Origin of the sequence: Streptomyces sp. NPDC048514 (assembly GCF_043199955.1) — a bacterium.
Taxonomy (GTDB): domain Bacteria; phylum Actinomycetota; class Actinomycetes; order Streptomycetales; family Streptomycetaceae; genus Streptomyces.
This window is the reverse complement of the sequence record NZ_JBICWT010000011.1, coordinates 341,653-358,273: the sequence shown is the minus strand read 5'-3', so window position 1 is coordinate 358,273 and position 16,621 is coordinate 341,653. Positions and strand designations below refer to the sequence as shown.

Below are 16,621 nucleotides of genomic sequence, written 5' to 3'. Positions count from 1 at the left end.
TCTCGTTATAGGCACCCGGGGGAGCGCATCACCGGCCGCGGCGCCCGCAGTCAGATCGTTCGCGCGTTTTCGCGGGCGGGGCCCGCAGTCAAATCGTTCGCGCGTTTTTCGCGGGGGGTGAGATCCTGGATCGCGTATGTCTACGCATCCCGCCCCCGCCCTCGGCACCCTCGCCCCCCGCCTGACCGAACTGTCACTGCGCGACGCGCAGCGGCTCGGCCGGCGGCTCGAGGGCGCGCGCAAGATCCGCAAGCCGGAAGCCCGCGCCGCCGTCCTCTCCGAGATCGACGCCGAGATCGGCAAGGCCGAGGCCCGGATGGCCGAGCGGCACGCCCGCGTGCCCGTGGTCACCTACCCCGAGCAACTTCCCGTCAGCCAGAAGAAGGACGAGATCGCGGCCGCCATCCGCGATCACCAGGTCGTCATCGTCGCCGGCGAGACCGGTTCCGGAAAGACGACCCAGATCCCGAAGATCTGTCTGGAGCTGGGCCGCGGCGTCCGCGGCATGATCGGCCACACCCAGCCCCGGCGCATCGCCGCCCGCACCGTCGCCGAGCGGGTCGCGGAGGAGCTGAAGTCCCCGCTCGGCGAGGCCGTGGGCTGGAAGGTCCGCTTCACCGACCAGGTGAACCAGGACGCGACCTTCGTCAAGCTGATGACGGACGGCATCCTGCTCGCCGAGATCCAGACCGACCGCGAGCTGCGCGCCTACGACACGATCATCATCGACGAGGCCCACGAGCGGTCCCTCAACATCGACTTCCTGCTCGGCTACCTGGCCCAGCTGCTGCCGAAGCGGCCGGACCTGAAGGTCGTCATCACCTCGGCGACCATCGACCCCGAGCGCTTCTCCCGGCACTTCGGCGACGCCCCCATCGTCGAGGTCAGCGGCCGCACCTATCCGGTGGAGGTGCGCTACCGGCCGCTGCTGGAGGAGGCCTCCGACGACTCGGCGGACGCCGACCGCGACCAGATCACCGCCATCACCGACGCCGTCGACGAGCTGATGGGCGAGGGGAAGGGCGACATCCTCGTCTTCCTCTCCGGTGAGCGGGAGATCCGCGACACGGCCGACGCGCTGGAGAAGAAGAAGTACAGATTCACCGAGGTGCTGCCGCTGTACGCACGCCTCTCGCACGCCGAGCAGCACCGCGTCTTCCAGCCGCACACCGGACGCAGGATCGTTCTGGCGACCAACGTCGCCGAGACCTCCCTCACCGTGCCCGGCATCAAGTACGTCATCGATCCCGGCTTCGCCCGGATCAGCCGCTACAGCCACCGCACCAAGGTCCAGCGGCTGCCCATCGAGCCGATCTCCCAGGCCAGCGCCAATCAGCGCAAGGGCCGCTGCGGCCGTACGTCCGACGGCGTCTGCATCCGGCTGTACAGCGAGGACGACTTCCTCGCCCGGCCGGAGTTCACGGACGCGGAGATCCTCCGCACCAACCTGGCCTCCGTCATCCTGCAGATGACCGCGGCCGGCCTCGGCGACATCGAGAAGTTCCCCTTCATCGACCCGCCGGACCACCGCAACATCCGCGACGGTGTGCAGCTGCTGCAGGAGCTGGGCGCGCTGGACCCGGCGGCCAAGGACGCCCGCAAGCGCCTCACCGACACCGGCCGCAAGCTGGCCCAGCTGCCCGTCGACCCGCGCCTGGCCCGGATGGTCCTGGAGGCCGACAAGAACGGCTGCGTCCGCGAGGTCATGGTCATCGCCGCCGCGCTGTCCATCCAGGACCCGCGCGAGCGCCCGGCGGAGAAGCAGGCCCAGGCCGACCAGCAGCACGCCCGCTTCAAGGACGAGACCAGCGACTTCCTGGCCTACCTGAACCTGTGGCGGTACGTCCGCGAGCAGCAGAAGGAGCGCGGCTCCAGCTCCTTCCGCCGGATGTGCAAGCAGGAGTACCTGAACTTCCTGCGCATTCGCGAATGGCAGGACATCTACTCCCAGCTGCGCACGGTCGCCAAGCAGATGGGCATCCACCTCGGGGAGCCTTCCGAGGGCAGTGACGCCCCAGCCGACCGCGTCCACGTCTCCCTCCTCGCCGGCCTGCTCTCCCACATCGGGATGAAGGACGTGAAGGACGGCAACAAGAACGAGTACCTGGGCGCCCGCAGCGCCAAGTTCGCGATCTTCCCGGGCTCGGCGCTGTTCAAGAAGCAGCCGAAGTTCGTGATGTCGGCCGAGCTGGTGGAGACCTCCCGGCTGTGGGCCAGGGTCAACGCCAAAATCGAGCCCGAGTGGGTCGAACCGCTCGCCGGGCACCTGCTGAAGCGGACGTACAGCGAACCGCACTGGGAGAAGGACCAGGCGGCCGTGATGGCGTACGAGAAGGTCACGCTGTACGGCGTCCCGATCGTCGCCCAGCGGAAGGTGAACTACGGCCGGATCGACGCCGAGGTCAGCCGCGAGCTGTTCATCCGCAACGCGCTGGTCGAGGGTGACTGGCGCACCCACCACAAGTTCTTCGGCGACAACCGCAGGCTCCTCAGCGAGGTCGAGGAGCTGGAGCACCGCGCCCGGCGCCGGGACATCGTGGTCGACGACGAGACGCTGTTCGACTTCTACGACCAGCGGGTGCCCGAACACGTCGTCTCCGGTGCGCACTTCGACTCCTGGTGGAAGCACAAGCGGCACGAGCAGCCGGACCACCTGGACTTCGAGCGGGAGATGCTCATCCGGGAGTCGGCGGAGGCGGTCACCAAGGCCGACTACCCGGACACCTGGCGGCAGGGGCAGCTCAAGTTCCGGGTGACCTACCAGTTCGAGCCCGGTGCCGACGCCGACGGCGTGACCGTGCACATCCCCCTCCAGGTCCTCAACCAGGTCACCGACGAGGGCTTCGACTGGCAGATCCCGGGCCTGCGCGGGGAGGTCGTGACGGAGCTGATCCGCACGCTCCCGAAACCGATCCGCCGCCACTACGTGCCCGCGCCGAACTACGCGAAGGCCTTCCTGGAGCGTGCGGTGCCCCAGCAGGAGCCGCTGACGGTCACCATGGCCCGCGAGCTGAAGCGCATGGTCGGCGTGCCCTTCGAGGCGGAGGACTTCGACCGGGACAGGCTCCCGGACCACCTGAAGATCACCTTCAGGATCGTGGACGAGCGGCGCCGCAAGCTGGCCGAGGACAAGGACCTCGAGGCGCTGAAGCTGCGCCTGAAGCCGAAGGCGCGCCAGGCCCTCTCCCAGGCGGCCGCCGCGACCGCGTCCCGGGAGGGCGGCGAGTCCCTGGAACGGAGCGGCCTCACCGACTGGACGATCGGCTCGCTCACCCGCGTGTTCGAGACCCGCCGGGCCGGCCAGCCGGTCAAGGCGTACCCGGCGCTGGTGGACGACGGCGACACGGTCTCCGTCCGGCTCTTCGACACGGAGGCCGAGCAGGCGGAAGCCATGTGGAAGGGCACGCGGCGGCTCATCCTGCGGAACATCCCGGTGAACCCGGCGAAGTTCGCATCGGAGAAGCTGACGAACCAGCAGAAGCTGGGCCTGTCGGCGAACCCGCACGGCTCCGTCCAGGCCCTGTTCGACGACTGCGCGATGGCCGCGGCCGACAAACTGATCGGCGACTTCGGCGGACCGGCGTGGGACGAGGAGTCGTACCGGAAGCTGTACGACAAGGTGCGCGCGGAGATCGTGGACACGACGGTCCGCACGGTCGGCCAGGCCCAGCAGGTCCTCGCGGCCTGGCAGGCCTGTGAGCGGCGCCTGAAGGGCGTGCGCAGCCCCGTGCTGCTCGCCAACCTGACGGACGTCCGCAAGCAGCTGGACGCCCTCGTGAAGCCCGGATTCATCACCTGGGCGGGGATACGGCGCCTGCCCGACCTCGTGCGCTACCTCGTGGCCGCCGACCGGCGCCTGCAGCAGATGCCGACGGGCGTCCAGCGGGACACCACGCGGATGGAGAAGGTCCACGAGATGCAGGACGAGTACGCCTGGCTCCTGGAACAGCTCCCCCAGGGCCGCCCGGTCCCCGCCGCGGTACTGGACATCCGCTGGATGATCGAGGAGCTGCGGGTGAGCTATTTCGCCCACGCGCTGGGCACCGCGTACCCCGTCTCCGACAAGCGGATCGTGAAGGCGATCGACGCCGTCGCACCGTAATCACCCGTGCACGGAGGGTGAGTTCGACCAGGCGGGCTCACCTCCTGTACAGTCCTTCTCGCAGCGCAAGACGGCAAGTCGAACGCCGCGAAACCTGGTCCTGTGGAGCAGTTTGGAGTGCTCGCCACCCTGTCAAGGTGGAGGCCGCGGGTTCAAATCCCGTCAGGACCGCAGTTGAGTGAGGCCCGCGCCCGTGAGAGGCAGCGGGCCTCAGTCGTACCCCCACCCCCCGCCACAGACCGAAGGCCGCGCCCGCGGCGAAGCCGCAATCAGACACGGCAAATCCCGTCAGGACCGCAGTTGAGTGAGGCCCGCGCCCGTGAGAGGCAGCGGGCCTCAGTCGTACCCCCACCCTCCGCCACAGACCGAAGGCCGCGCCCGCGGCGAAGCCGCAATCAGACACGGCAAATCCCGTCAGGACCGCAGTACGAGTGAGGCCCGCGCCCGTGAGAGGCAGCGGGCCTCAGTCGTACCCCCACCCTCCGCCACAGACCGAAGGCCGCGCCCGTGAGGGACGTGTGCCTCATCCGCACCACGGTGCAGAACGAGGGTGCGCCTTCCTGTGCGGCGTCCGGGCCTCCGCGCCGCCCGTTCGGCTCGTGTGAGCCCCCGCGCCCTTGACGACGTCACATCCGCTCGGTACCCAGATTGCAGGGCCCGTTTCCCCTGTGCGGCTCCGGAGGTGGCGTATGGCGGCATCGGCGAGGCATGAGACGCGGGCGCTCCTGCGGGCCCACCTGTCGGCCGCCTCGGGGTATCGGCACCTCACCCGCCACTGCCCCATCTGTCATCGCCTGCTGCGGCTGGCGATGGACACCGGCCCCCGGCCCGAGGACACGAGCGGCGGAGCACAGGACCAAAGTCCCCGCAGCGCGTGACCGATGCCCACGCCTACGCCGGCCGAGGCGTGGCACGCTGGAGCGCGCAGGTCCAATAACTCACCGGTGCCGAGGGCAACAAGGCGCTCCGTGTGTGACGGGAGTCACCGCATGGATTTTTGAAAGTGCGGCACTTACCCCGGTCATACAACTGGTCAATTTAATATGTGCAATTGCACTTCGACCAGAGGTCATGCAGGGCTCTTCCGACACCCCTCCCCAGACTCCGACAGGCCCGCTCACGCAGGCACCCGCACAGCCGCGACGAGCGCACAAAAAAGATCGCGCTGGACCCGGCGGAGTCCAGCGCGATCTACGACGCACCCTGTGTCGCTGCCTACAACGTTCTCTTCGGCTTGGGCGTGGGCCCTGTTGGGGCAGGTCCCGCGTCGCTCGGAGCTAGGGTCCGGGCGCCTCGGCAGGTTGGGGGACCAGCCGTTTCGCCCGATATTCGGTTGTTCAGGCCTCGCTGCGCTGCTGCGGGATGCCCGCGAGCAGAGCACGGACCTCCGCCTCGCGGTAGCGGCGGTGCCCGCCGAGCGTACGGATGGACGTGAGCTTGCCGGCCTTCGCCCACCGCGTCACCGTCTTGGGGTCGACACGGAACATGGTGGCGACCTCAGCCGGGGTCAGCAGCGGCTCGGCATCAGGGGTGCGAGCGGTCATGAGCGGCCTCCTCGGGAGAACCGAACCTTCTCGGTTCTTTCCTCTAAATTCTGCACCTTGACCCGCGTTGCCCGAAATGGCGGACGCGAGTCGAGTCGGTTATAGGACGAACGGCTTGTCCTCGGCACTACAACTACACCATCTGTCCAGCCGCGTCGGCCAAACCGATGGAATTGCCCTCCCAGGTGTTCATCAGCGACGGATGCCGATGGACCATGCCATAGCGGACAGTCACGCCACTGTGACGATCAGTCACAGGGCGATCAGGAGTCACCAGACCCCCCAAAGCGTGCAATGCTGAGATTTCGCCCACACTGCAACACAGTTGGGCGAACAGAGTCCTCCCCGGACTCCTTGTCCTATTTTGGCACGAGGAGGGGCAAGAGGCGCAAGGGCCCAGTACGTGCGGTCCATCACGCTTCAGCCATCCTTGACACAAAAGCCCGGATCGGGACCAACGTCCCATCAGCTGGTGAAGTGCCCTTGACCGTACGCTGTTCGACGACATCTCAGCCGTGAGCCAGGTCACTATCTCGGCGTTTCTGTTGAAACGTCAGTTCGTCAGTTGGCCGATCGCCGGTCCCGAACCGACCGCCAGCGCTCCACGAGCCGGCCGTAGGCCGCTCCGGCCGCCGCTCCGTCGCCCCGGCGCAGCGCCTCGATGCCGCCGGCCACGTCCGCCGCCGAGTGATCGCCCTCCAGCTCACCGGCCGGCAGCACATGCACCAGTCCGCCGTAGTCCAGCTCCACCAGGGAGCGCGGGTGGAACTCCTCCAGCCAGCGGCCGACGTCCACCAGGCCGTCGATCAGCGGGCTCTCCTCGACGGTGTCCTTCAGTGTGCGCAGCGCCCGCGCCACCCGGCGCCTGGCCTGCACCATCGGCGTGCGGTAGCGCAGCACGGGCGGGACCTCCGCGGTCCCCTTGTCGTACCGCCGCTCCTCGTCCGAGACCAGCACGAACCAGTTCAGCGGCACCTGCCAGGTCGCCGTGCGGATCCAGGGGCGGGCGTCGGGGTTGCGGGCGAGCCAGCGCTCGTAGTCCTGGGCGGCCTGGTCGCGCACCACCGGCGGCAGCACCGCGTCCAGCACGGTCGGGGGCAGCTCCCCCTCGATCTCGCCGAGGGCCCGCCAGCCGCGCAGCCGGGTCCGCCAGGGGCACACGCAGGTGACCCCGTCGATCTCCAGCACGAAGGCGTCCCCGCTCTCGTGCACCGGCACCGCGATCGGCGGGGTGGGCAGCAGGTCGGCGAGCGAACGGCGCAGTTCGTCCTGATAGGACGGGCGTTCGGGACGGCGGGCGTACCGCGCCCAGTGCTCGCGCTCAGGCTCCGGGAAGGCGCCCAGCGGCTCGTACACGCGCAGATACGCGGCGTAAGGGACGACCACGGAGGACACCTTGGACACGCCTGCTCACTCCCCATCGGACCCGGCTCGAAACCACGGCAAATCGTCCCACGGTCATGCGTGCACGAGAGGCGCGCGAGAGTGATCCTGAACACTGCACAGATGGTGGCGGGGGACAGGCTCTACGCTCATGCCAGCGCCCCGCCGCCCTCCCTGCCACAAGCGTGGGAGGACCCTCAGGGGGCCCGTCCCACCCGCCGCTATTTACACAGGAGTCACCACAGTGACCGACGTAACCGGCGCACCTGCTGATGTCCTGCACACCCTGTTCCACTCGGACCAGGGCGGCCATGAGCAGGTCGTGCTCTGTCAGGACCGCGTGACCGGCCTGAAGGCCGTGATCGCCATCCACTCCACCGCCCTGGGTCCTGCCCTCGGCGGCACTCGCTTCTATCCGTACGCGACCGAGGCCGAGGCCGTCGGCGACGCGCTCAACCTCGCGCGCGGGATGTCGTACAAGAACGCCATGGCCGGGCTGGACCACGGCGGTGGCAAGGCCGTGATCATCGGCCACCCGGAGCGCGACAAGACCGAGGAACTGCTGCTCGCCTACGGGCGCATGGTGGCCTCCCTCGGCGGGCGTTACGTCACCGCGTGCGACGTCGGCACCTATGTCGCCGACATGGACGTGGTGGCCCGCGAGTGCCGCTGGACCACCGGCCGCTCCCCCGAACACGGCGGCGCCGGCGACTCCTCCGTGCTCACCGCCTTCGGTGTCTACCAGGGCATGCGGGCCTCCGCCCAGCACCTGTGGGGCGACCCGCTGCTGCGGGGCCGCAAGGTCGGCATCGCCGGCGTCGGCAAGGTCGGTCACCACCTGGTCCGGCATCTGCTGGACGAGGGCGCCGAGGTCGTGATCACGGACGTGCGCGAGGACGCCGTCCGGCGCATCCTCGACCAGCACCCCGAAGGCGTGACGGCCGTCGCCGACACCGAGGCGCTGATCCGGTTCGAGGGGCTCGACGTCTACGCCCCCTGCGCCCTCGGCGGTGCCCTGAACGATCTCAGCGTGCCGGTGCTCACCGCCCGCGTGGTGTGCGGCGCGGCCAACAACCAGCTCGCCCATCCGGGCGTGGAGAAGGACCTCGCCGACCGCGGGATCCTCTACGCGCCGGACTACGTGGTGAACGCCGGCGGGGTCATCCAGGTGGCGGACGAGCTGCACGGGTTCGACTTCGAGCGGTGCAAGGCGAAGGCGGCGAGGATCTTCGACACCACGCTGGCCATATTCGCACGTGCGAAGGAAGACGGGATTCCGCCGGCCGCGGCGGCCGACCGGATCGCCGAGCAGCGGATGGCCGAAGCCCGCGCCGGGCACGCGGCGCGGTGAACCGATCGCGCACCTGAGCGGTACCCGCCGGTGGGAACTTCGAGAGAACTCTCACTTCCACCGGCGGGTCGCACCCCGATAAGTGGTTAAAATCGCCACTGACCAGCGAGGACGGGGCGCCTCGAGGGTCCTGTGCACACGCGCGTGCTGCGGGCGACGTACCGTATGGGCGCGGGCTCAGGTACCGTGGAAGCCCTACGGACCGGCCTCTCTGCGGAGGGTCCGTTCCGGATCATGAACGCGTGTCAGACTCTGGGGCCACCGAGCCCCGTCACCGAGGGGGTCGAGCCATGGGGCGCGGCCGGGCCAAGGCCAAGCAGACAAAGGTCGCCCGCCAGCTGAAGTACAACAGCGGTGGGACTGACCTGTCACGTCTGGCCAGTGAACTGGGCGCATCGACTTCGAACCAGCCGCCGAACGGCGAGCCGTTCGAGGACGATGAGAACGATGAGGACGATCTTTACTCTCGATACGCCGACCTCTATGAGGACGACGACGAGGATGAGGACGAAGGTCGTCCCTCACAACACCGTCGCGGCGCTTGACCTTGTACTGAACACATATCCGGTCGGTGGCACAGCCACCGACCGGCTTCTGTGCTGTCAGCACGGTCAGAGGGCGTAGTCCCCCACCAGCTCCGCGCCGGTCTCCTTGCCGTCCCGGTCCGTGATCTCGCCGGCCACCCAGGCGTCGACGCCGCGGTCGGCCAGGGTCGCGAGGGCCACCTCGGTGGACTCCTCCGGGACGATCGCCATCATGCCGACGCCCATGTTGAGGGTCTTCTCCAGCTCCAGGCGCTCCACGTTCCCGGTCTTCCCGACCAGGTCGAAGATCGCGCCCGGGGTCCAGGTGGTCCGGTCGACCACGGCGTGCAGGCCGTCCGGGATCACCCGGGCCAGGTTGGCCGCGAGCCCGCCGCCCGTGATGTGGCTGAAGGCGTGCACCTCGGCCGTGTGGGTCAGCGCCAGGCAGTCCAGCGAGTAGATCTTCGTGGGCTCCAGCAGCTCCTCGCCGAGGGTGCGGCCCAGCTCCGCGATCTCCGTCTCCAGGGCCAGGCCCGCGCGGTCCAGCAGGACGTGGCGGACCAGGGAGTACCCGTTGGAGTGAAGACCGGAGGCCGCCATGGCGATCACCGCGTCACCCTTGCGGATGCGATCCGCGCCCAGCAGCCGGTCGGCCTCCACGACACCGGTACCGGCGCCCGCGACGTCGAAGTCGTCCTCGCCCAGCAGGCCGGGGTGCTCGGCGGTCTCGCCGCCCACCAGGGCGCAGCCGGCCAGCACACAGCCCTCCGCGATGCCCTTGACGATGGCCGCGACACGCTCGGGGTGGACCTTGCCGACGCAGATGTAGTCCGTCATGAAGAGCGGCTCGGCACCGCACACCACGATGTCGTCCATGACCATGGCGACCAGGTCGTGGCCGATGGTGTCGTAGACGCCCATCCGGCGCGCGACGTCGACCTTCGTGCCGACGCCGTCCGTGGCGGAGGCGAGCAGCGGGCGCTCGTAGCGCTTGAGGGCGGAAGCGTCGAAGAGCCCGGCGAAGCCGCCGAGGCCGCCCAGGACCTCGGGCCGCCGGGTCTTCTTCACCCACTCCTTCATCAGCTCGACCGCGCGGTCGCCCGCCTCGATGTCGACGCCCGCGCTCGCGTAGCTGGCACCGGTACCCGTGTGCGGGGCACGCTGATCAAAATCGGCAGAAGACATGACCTTGAGAACTTTCGTGTCGTACCGCGTGAACAGCGGGAATTACGGGCGACGGATCGCGTCGGCGGCGGCCGTCGCGGCGGGCCCGGCGGCCAGCTCGGTCTCCAGCAGCTGCTTGCCGAGCAGCTCGGGGTCCGGCAGCTCCATCGGGTACTCGCCGTCGAAGCAGGCGCGGCACAGGTTCGGCTTGGCGATCGTGGTCGCCTCGATCATGCCGTCGATGGAGATGTAGGCCAGGGAGTCGGCGCCGAGGCTCGTGCCGATCTCCTCGATGGTCATCCCGTTGGCGATCAGCTCCGCGCGGGTGGCGAAGTCGATCCCGAAGAAGCAGGGCCACTTCACGGGTGGCGAGGAGATCCGGATGTGGACCTCGGCGGCGCCCGCCTCGCGGAGCATGCGGACCAGGGCCCGCTGGGTGTTGCCGCGGACGATCGAGTCGTCCACGACGACCAGCCGCTTGCCCTTGATGACTTCCTTCAGCGGGTTCAGCTTCAGGCGGATACCCAGCTGGCGGATGGTCTGCGAGGGCTGGATGAAGGTGCGCCCGACGTAGGCGTTCTTCACCAGGCCGGCACCGAAGGGGATGCCGGACGCCTCCGCGTAGCCGATGGCGGCCGGCGTGCCGGACTCCGGGGTCGCTATGACCAGGTCGGCCTCGACGGGGGCTTCCTTCGCCAGGCGGCGGCCCATCTCCACGCGGGACAGGTACACGTTGCGGCCGGCGATGTCGGTGTCCGGGCGGGCCAGGTACACGTACTCGAAGACGCAGCCCTTGGGCTTCGCTTCCGCGAATCGCGAGGTACGCAGCCCGTTCTCGTCGACGGCGATGAACTCGCCCGGCTCGATCTCGCGGACGTAGGCGGCGCCGCAGATGTCGAGGGCGGCGGACTCGGAGGCGACGACCCAGCCGCGCTCCAGCCGGCCGAGGACCAGCGGGCGGATGCCCTGCGGGTCGCGGGCGGCGTAGAGGGTGCCTTCGTCCATGAAGACGAGGGAGAACGCGCCCTTCACCTTCGGGAGCACCGCGTGCGCGGCCTCCTCGATGGTCAGCGGCTTGCCGTCCTCGTCGACCTGGGCGGCCAGCAGCGCCGTCAGCAGGTCGGTGTCGTTGGTGGCCGCGACCCTGGTGGAGCGGCTGTTGTTGTCGTTCGGCAGTTCGGCGACCATCTCGGCGAGCTGCGCCGTGTTGACCAGGTTGCCGTTGTGGCCGAGCGCGATGGAGCCGTGCGCGGTGGCACGGAATGTGGGCTGGGCGTTCTCCCACACGGAGGCGCCGGTGGTCGAGTAGCGGGCGTGTCCGACCGCGATATGACCCTGGAGCGAACCGAGCGAGGTCTCGTCGAAGACCTGGGAGACCAGGCCCATGTCCTTGAAGACGAGGATCTGGGAGCCGTTGCTGACCGCGATTCCCGCGGATTCCTGGCCCCGGTGCTGGAGGGCGTACAGCCCGAAGTACGTGAGCTTTGCGACCTCTTCACCCGGAGCCCAGACGCCGAAGACGCCGCAAGCGTCCTGGGGGCCCTTTTCGCCGGGAAGCAGATCGTGATTGAGTCGACCGTCACCACGTGGCACGCCACCGAGTGTAGGCGAGATCGACCACTGGTCCGAATTGGGGATACGCGCCCCCACCGGACCGGGTGTAGGCGATCACCTTGGTGGATTCCGCGTTTCCCGAGGTCAGAGCGGTTTGTTAGGGGCTGCTGCGGCTTTCGGGCCGGCGGTGCAGGGCCTCATGGGCCCGCTTTGGCCGTGTACCTGAGTGAGGTGTCGCACATCAATCGGGTGCGCGGCTGAGGTGGACGCGGTCACCTTCGCCGTCGGTGAGGGTCAATTTCGCCTTGCCGGCCTCGGCGAGGAGGGTCCCGGTGGTCAGGGTGCGGGCGAGGGCGCGCTCGAAGTCCATTCGCTCCGGGGCGCAGGCCATCCTGGTCGTCCGCAGGTCACCGAAGGTGATCCGGTCGCCGTGCACGGTGGCCCGGGCGCTGAACTGGTTGCAGCCGAGGTTTCCGGCCGCCCTGCCGTCCTCGTCGATGCGCAGGCGGGCGGTGGCGGGGGCGTGCCGGGTCGTACCACCGACGGTGACACCGTCGACCCGCCAGTCGATCCCGGTCACCGGCTGCTGGACGCTCACCGCACCACTCTCCGCCTTCCCGCCGCCACAGGCCACCGCGAACGGGACGAGCGCGGCGGCCACCATCAGGGTCATGCGCTGCTTGTGCCGGTTCATACGGGTTCGACGGACCAGCGGTACGACCGGTTCCGCTATGTCATCAGCGGCAGCAGATCCCCGATGTCCGCCCGCTCCCCGCTCGCGCTGACCTTCGCCTGCGCCACGGCGTCCTTCCAGGCCACGCGTCCGGTGGCGAGCCGAACCCAGGTCAGCGGGTCGGTCTCCACGACGTTGGGCGGGGTGCCGCGGGTGTGCCGGGGCCCCTCGACGCACTGCACGACGGCGTACGGCGGCACGCGCACCTCGGTGGAGCCGCCGGGCGCCTTCACGGCGAGGGCGTCGGCGAGCAGCCGGGTGGCGGCGGCCAGGGCCTGGCGGTCGTACGGGACCTCGAGACCCTCGACGGCGGCGTTCAGATCGTCGGTGTGGACGACGAGTTCGACGGCCCGGGTGACGAGGTAGTCGTCCAGGGGCAGCGCGCCCGCGCCGGTCTCCAGCAGCCGGCTGCCGGGATGCTCGGCGAGCAGGGCGCGCAGGCCGTCGTCGACGCCGGTGAGGTAGGCGTCGAGGTCGGGGTGGGCGGCGCCGAGACCCCGGGTGAACTCGTCGATGTCGCGGGCGCGGCGCCCGGTCGCGAAGGGCCACTCGACCGGGGTGACGTCCTGTGCGGGCGGTGCGGGCAGGTCCAGGGCGCGGTGCACGGCCGTGAGCGCCATCCCGATGTGGGCGACCAGCTCGCGTACCGTCCACTCGCCGAGCCGGGTGGGCACCGCGAGCTGCTCGGGGGTGAGCCCCCGGACGGCCTCCCGGACGTTTCCGAACTGGGCGAGGACCGCTGCGCGGGTCCTGGCGGGGTCGTAGCTGCGGGCGCGCTTCCTGGCCGATGGCATGGAAGCGACCTTATGCCCACCGGGCCTTGGCGATCCGCTCCCGGCTCGTCGTCCGGTCGGGAGGGTCCCGCGGCTCGAGCCACGGCCCCCCAGCCGCCGGCCAGGCCGCCGGACACGGCGGACAGGGACCGAAGTCAGCACGCGCGAAGGCCCCGTCCGACCTCGCGGACAGGGCCTTCGCACAGCCGTCGGCCGCTACGCCAGCAGCGCCGGGATCGTGCCCTCGTGCGCCTCGCGCAGCTCGGTGAGGGGCAGGGAGAACTCGCCCTGGACCTCCACCGACTCGCCGTCCACGACGCCGACGCGGGTGGCAGGCAGCCCGCGCGCGCCGCACATGTCGTTGAAGCGGACCTCCTCCGAGCGGGGCACGGCGACGATCGCGCGGCCGGCCGACTCGGAGAACAGGAAGGTGAACGCGTCCAGACCATCCGGGACGATCAGCCGCGCGCCCTTGCCGCCGAGCAGCGCGGACTCCACGACCGCCTGGACCAGACCGCCGTCGGACAGGTCGTGCGCGGAGTCGATCATGCCGTCGCGGGAGGCGGAGATCAGGATCTCGGCCAGCAGCCGCTCACGCTCGAGGTCGACCCGCGGGGGCAGGCCGCCGAGGTGGTCGTGGACGACCTGGGACCAGGCCGAGCCGCCGAACTCCTCGCGCGTGTCGCCGAGGAGGTAGAGCAGCTGGCCCTCCTCCTGGAAGGCGACCGGGGTGCGGCGGGCCACGTCGTCGATGACACCGAGGACGGCGACCACCGGGGTCGGGTGGATGGCCGCCTCGCCCGTCTGGTTGTAGAGGGAGACGTTGCCGCCGGTCACCGGGGTGCCCAGCTGCAGACAGCCGTCGGCCAGACCGCGCACGGCCTCGGCGAACTGCCACATCACCGCCGGGTCCTCGGGCGAGCCGAAGTTCAGGCAGTCGGACACGGCCAGCGGCTTGGCGCCGGTGGTCGCCACGTTCCGGTACGCCTCGGCCAGGGCCAGCTGGGCGCCCGTGTACGGGTCCAGCTTGGCGTAACGGCCGTTGCCGTCCGTGGCGATGGCGACGCCGAGGCCGCTCTCCTCGTCCACGCGGATCATGCCGGAGTCCTCCGGCTGGGCGAGGACGGTGTTGCCCTGCACGAAGTGGTCGTACTGCGAGGTGATCCACTTCTTGGAGGCCTGGTTGGGGGAGGCCACCAGCTTCAGGACCTGGTCCTTCAGCTCCTCGCCGGTCCCCGGGCGGGGCAGCTTGTTCGCGTCGTCGGCCTGGAGGGCGTCCTGCCACTCGGGGCGGGCGTAGGGGCGCTCGTAGACCGGGCCGTCGTGGGCGACCGTGCGCGGGTCGACGTCGACGATCTTCCCGCCGTGCCAGAAGATCTCCAGCCGGTCGCCGTCGGTGACCTCACCGATGACGGTGGCGATGACGTCCCACTTCTCGCAGATCTCCAGGAAGCGGTCGACCTTCTCCGGCTCCACGACCGCGCACATGCGCTCCTGCGACTCGCTCATGAGGATCTCCTCAGGAGACAGGGTCGAGTCGCGCAGCGGGACGTCGTCCAGCGTGACGCGCATGCCACCCGAGCCGTTCGAGGCCAGCTCGGAGGTGGCGCAGGAGAGGCCGGCGGCACCGAGGTCCTGGATGCCGACGACCAGCTTCTCCCGGAAGGCCTCCAGGGTGCACTCGATGAGGAGCTTCTCCTGGAAGGGGTCGCCGACCTGGACGGCGGGACGCTTCGAGGGCTTCGCGTCGTCGAAGGTCTCGGAGGCGAGGATCGACGCGCCGCCGATGCCGTCGCCGCCGGTGCGGGCGCCGTACAGGATGACCTTGTTGCCGGCGCCGGAGGCCTTGGCGAGGTGGATGTCCTCGTGCCGCATCACACCGATGGCACCGGCGTTGACCAGCGGGTTGCCCTGGTAGCAGGCGTCGAAGACGACCTCGCCGCCGATGTTGGGCAGCCCCAGGCAGTTGCCGTAGCCGCCGATGCCCGCGACGACGCCCGGCAGGACGCGCTTGGTGTCGGGGTGGTCGGCGGCGCCGAAGCGCAGCGGGTCCACGACCGCGACCGGGCGCGCGCCCATCGCGATGATGTCGCGGACGATGCCGCCGACACCGGTGGCCGCGCCCTGGTAGGGCTCCACGTAGGAGGGGTGGTTGTGCGACTCCACCTTGAAGGTGACCGCGTAGCCCTGGCCGACGTCCACCACACCGGCGTTCTCACCGATGCCGACGAGCAGGGCGTCCGACTCGGGCGCCTTCTCGCCGAACTGGCGCAGGTGCACCTTGGAGGACTTGTAGGAGCAGTGCTCGGACCACATGACCGAGTACATGGCGAGTTCGGCGCCGGTGGGGCGGCGGCCGAGGATCTCCACCACCCGCTCGTACTCGTCCTTCTTCAGACCGAGTTCGGCCCAGGGCAGCTCGACGTCGGGGGTCGCGGCCGCGTGCTCGACCGTGTCCAGAGGCGTCCGGCTCATGCGTTGACCAGCTTCTTGAGAATCGAGGTGAAGAACGGCAGGCCGTCGGTACGGCCCGTACCGATCAGCGGCTCGACGGCGTGCTCCGGGTGGGGCATGAGGCCGACGACGTTCCCGGCCTCGTTGGTGATACCGGCGATGTCCCGCTGCGAGCCGTTCGGATTGAAGCCCACGTACCGGAACGCGACCCGGCCCTCGGCTTCCAGCTTGTCCAGCGTGTGGTCGTCGGCGACGTACCGGCCGTCCATGTTCTTCAGCGGGATGTGGATCTCCTGGCCCGCGCGGTAGTCACCGGTCCAGGAGGTCTCCGCGTTCTCCACCCGCAGCTTCTGGTCGCGGCAGATGAAGTGGAGGTGGTCGTTGCCCAGCATCGCGCCCGGGAGGAGATGGGCCTCGGTGAGGATCTGGAAACCGTTGCAGATGCCGAGGACCGGAAGACCGGCCTTCGCCTGCTCGACGATCGGGTCCATCACCGGCGAGAAACGGGCGATGGCACCGGCCCGCAGGTAGTCACCGTAGGAGAAACCACCGCACAGCACGACGGCGTCGACCTGCTTGAGGTCCTTGTCCTTGTGCCAGAGGGCGACGGGTTCGGCACCGGCGATACGGATCGCACGCTGCGTGTCCCGGTCGTCGAGGCTGCCCGGGAAAGTGACGACGCCAATACGAGCGGTCACTTCGCGGCCTCCGCGACTTCCGCCGCCTCTTCCACCTTGACGGTGAAGTCCTCGATCACCGTGTTGGCGAGGAAGGATTCCGCAAGATCGTGGATGCGGGCGAGTGCGGCCTCGTCGACCGGCCCGTCAACTTCCAGTTCGAAACGCTTTCCCTGACGTACGTCCGAGATCCCCTCGAAACCCAGGCGCGGCAGCGCACGCTGGACCGCCTGGCCCTGGGGGTCGAGGATCTCCGGCTTGAGCATGACGTCGACTACGACGCGTGCCACTGGCACTCCCGGTGTGTGGTGCTGAGCAGGTTCCTTCAGACTACCCGCACAAAATTTCTACGCGGGTAGAGT

The 16,621-nt window shown here is 69.5% G+C and carries 13 protein-coding genes and 1 tRNA gene; 5 read left to right on the top strand and 9 right to left on the bottom strand.

What is annotated here, in order from left to right; genetic code table 11:
* Window positions 1-136 precede the first annotated feature (136 nt).
* From hrpA to ACGFT2_RS25755, 3 genes are all read left to right on the top strand, one after another.
* Entirely contained in the window at window positions 137-4,102 is a 3,966-nt protein-coding gene (gene hrpA, locus ACGFT2_RS25765) for an ATP-dependent RNA helicase HrpA (protein WP_393282145.1), read from the top strand.
* A gap of 96 nt (window positions 4,103-4,198) precedes the next feature.
* Window positions 4,199-4,273: transfer RNA gene (locus ACGFT2_RS25760), tRNA-Asp, on the top strand.
* A 518-nt stretch (window positions 4,274-4,791) separates the two neighbouring features.
* Window positions 4,792-4,980, top strand: coding sequence for a DUF6274 family protein (locus ACGFT2_RS25755; protein WP_393282143.1), 189 nt, complete (start codon window positions 4,792-4,794; stop codon window positions 4,978-4,980).
* A gap of 459 nt (window positions 4,981-5,439) precedes the next feature.
* Here ACGFT2_RS25755 and bldC read toward each other — a convergent pair whose 3' ends face one another.
* Together bldC and ACGFT2_RS25745 are read right to left on the bottom strand one after the other, a co-directional pair.
* Window positions 5,440-5,646 (bottom strand): developmental transcriptional regulator BldC, encoded by a 207-nt coding sequence (gene bldC / locus ACGFT2_RS25750; protein ID WP_003949541.1) that lies wholly within the window; start codon window positions 5,644-5,646, stop codon window positions 5,440-5,442.
* A 561-nt stretch (window positions 5,647-6,207) separates the two neighbouring features.
* Window positions 6,208-7,050, bottom strand: a complete 843-nt coding sequence (locus ACGFT2_RS25745) for a hypothetical protein (protein ID WP_393282141.1) — start codon at window positions 7,048-7,050, stop codon at window positions 6,208-6,210.
* Between the two features lie 223 nt (window positions 7,051-7,273).
* Here ACGFT2_RS25745 and ACGFT2_RS25740 point away from each other — a divergent pair, with 223 nt between their 5' ends.
* Both ACGFT2_RS25740 and ACGFT2_RS25735 read left to right on the top strand, forming a co-directional pair.
* The gene (locus ACGFT2_RS25740) at window positions 7,274-8,380 is read left to right on the top strand and encodes a Leu/Phe/Val dehydrogenase (RefSeq protein ID WP_393282139.1); all 1,107 of its coding nucleotides are present in this window, start codon (window positions 7,274-7,276) and stop codon (window positions 8,378-8,380) included.
* A gap of 290 nt (window positions 8,381-8,670) precedes the next feature.
* The gene (locus tag ACGFT2_RS25735; protein WP_393282138.1) at window positions 8,671-8,925 is read left to right on the top strand and encodes a DUF3073 domain-containing protein; all 255 of its coding nucleotides are present in this window, start codon (window positions 8,671-8,673) and stop codon (window positions 8,923-8,925) included.
* Between the two features lie 66 nt (window positions 8,926-8,991).
* On the opposite strand, the gene purM is transcribed toward ACGFT2_RS25735, so the two are convergent.
* From purM to purS, 7 genes are all read right to left on the bottom strand, one after another.
* Entirely contained in the window at window positions 8,992-10,089 is a 1,098-nt protein-coding gene (gene purM, locus ACGFT2_RS25730) for a phosphoribosylformylglycinamidine cyclo-ligase (protein ID WP_393282136.1), read from the bottom strand.
* Between the two features lie 42 nt (window positions 10,090-10,131).
* Complete coding sequence (purF, locus tag ACGFT2_RS25725; RefSeq protein ID WP_393282134.1) at window positions 10,132-11,661, bottom strand: amidophosphoribosyltransferase; 1,530 nt, start codon at window positions 11,659-11,661, stop codon at window positions 10,132-10,134.
* Between the two features lie 202 nt (window positions 11,662-11,863).
* The gene (locus ACGFT2_RS25720) at window positions 11,864-12,316 is read right to left on the bottom strand and encodes an META domain-containing protein (protein WP_393282132.1); all 453 of its coding nucleotides are present in this window, start codon (window positions 12,314-12,316) and stop codon (window positions 11,864-11,866) included.
* 35 nt (window positions 12,317-12,351) lie between these two features.
* A complete protein-coding gene (locus ACGFT2_RS25715; protein WP_393282130.1) occupies window positions 12,352-13,149 on the bottom strand; it encodes a sterol carrier family protein in 798 nt (265 codons plus the stop codon).
* Between the two features lie 195 nt (window positions 13,150-13,344).
* Window positions 13,345-15,603, bottom strand: coding sequence for a phosphoribosylformylglycinamidine synthase subunit PurL (gene purL / locus ACGFT2_RS25710; RefSeq protein ID WP_393282128.1), 2,259 nt, complete (start codon window positions 15,601-15,603; stop codon window positions 13,345-13,347).
* Complete coding sequence (purQ, locus tag ACGFT2_RS25705; RefSeq protein WP_393282126.1) at window positions 15,600-16,280, bottom strand: phosphoribosylformylglycinamidine synthase subunit PurQ; 681 nt, start codon at window positions 16,278-16,280, stop codon at window positions 15,600-15,602. Before purQ ends, purL begins: the two co-directional genes overlap by 4 nt.
* Window positions 16,277-16,549: a phosphoribosylformylglycinamidine synthase subunit PurS gene (purS, locus tag ACGFT2_RS25700; RefSeq protein ID WP_067056252.1), complete on the bottom strand. Its 273-nt coding sequence runs from the start codon at window positions 16,547-16,549 to the stop codon at window positions 16,277-16,279. The genes purQ and purS overlap by 4 nt, the downstream gene beginning before the upstream one ends.
* Between the last annotated feature and the right edge of the window lie 72 nt (window positions 16,550-16,621).